The organism is Mesorhizobium sp. B2-6-2, from assembly GCF_006440615.1.
Taxonomy (GTDB): domain Bacteria; phylum Pseudomonadota; class Alphaproteobacteria; order Rhizobiales; family Rhizobiaceae; genus Mesorhizobium.
In genome coordinates this window covers 1-1,046 of record NZ_VFUG01000050.1, presented here as the reverse complement: position 1 = coordinate 1,046, position 1,046 = coordinate 1, and the positions used below count along the sequence as shown (strand labels likewise).

1 protein-coding gene is annotated in these 1,046 nt (G+C 63.1%); it reads right to left on the bottom strand.

The annotated features are described in order from the left end of the window. Positions 1 to 886, bottom strand: an 886-nt coding sequence (locus FJ419_RS30625) for an IS110 family transposase (RefSeq protein WP_246679435.1), incomplete at its 3' end; no start/stop codon positions are given. Positions 887 to 1,046 lie beyond the last annotated feature (160 nt).

The following is a 1,046-nucleotide window of genomic DNA, read 5'->3' as shown; positions in this document are numbered from 1 at the left end:
CGACCAGGAGCTTCCTGGCGACAGCGATGATGGCGAGTTTCTTGGACCCTGAGCGGGCGGCAAGTGCGGTGTAGAAGGTCTTGAAGCGCTCACAGGTTCGAATGGCAGTGAGGGCTGCCATGTAGAGGGCGCGGCGCACGCGTGATCGCCCGCCCTGAATCTGGCTCCTGCGGCTGAGCTTACCGCTTTTGTTGTCGAACGGGGCGAGGCCGACCAGTGCCGCGATCGCCTTGGGCGAGCGCTTGCCGAGCTCGGGCAGGAGCGCCAGCAGCGAGAATGCGCCCACCTTGGAGACACCGGGCACGGAGACCATGAGCGTGTAATCGCGGGCGGTGTCCTCGGCTTGACGAATGATGTCGGCGATCTGGCCCTCGAGCGCCTTGATGCGAGCATCGAGGCTGCCGATCAGGTCTTTGAGGCTGGTGATGACGATCGCCTCGAAAGCCTCGCCGAGTTGCTTCTTCAGCGTTGCCCGCATCTCGACCAGTTGATCGCGGTGACCGGTAAGCGACTGAAGCTGTTCACCTTCTTCGCGTGGCGCCGGCTCGGCCTCAGGCTGGTAGCGACGGCCGTAGTCGCTCAGCATCCTGGCATCGAGAGGATCGGTCTTGGCGCGCCGTCTGGTCGACTTCGAATAGTGGTGGGTGTGCGCCGGGTTGTGCCGCGAGAATGGCACGCCGGCCTTGGCCAATGCATGGCGCAGGAGCCGGTCATGGACGCCTGTCGCCTCCATGACGACGAAGTCGCGGCTGGGATCAAGCCCCGCCACATAGGCCGCGATCGCATCGGCCTGGTTGTCGATGCGCCGAAGACGGCCGCTTGTCTCATCAAAAAAGTCGAGCCACTGCTTGGAGATGTCGCAGCCGACATAGTTCTGGGCTATCATGTCCACGCCTCTTCCTGTGGTGCGGGGTCTGGCTTGAAACAGCCCCGTGCAACTGTTCAGGTTGATGGTTCACCGGTGGGAAGGGACCGGGCCATTCCACGGCCTGTCCGAAAGGACGACCAAGATCCACTCGGCCTCCTTCCCACTTCAACCATACACC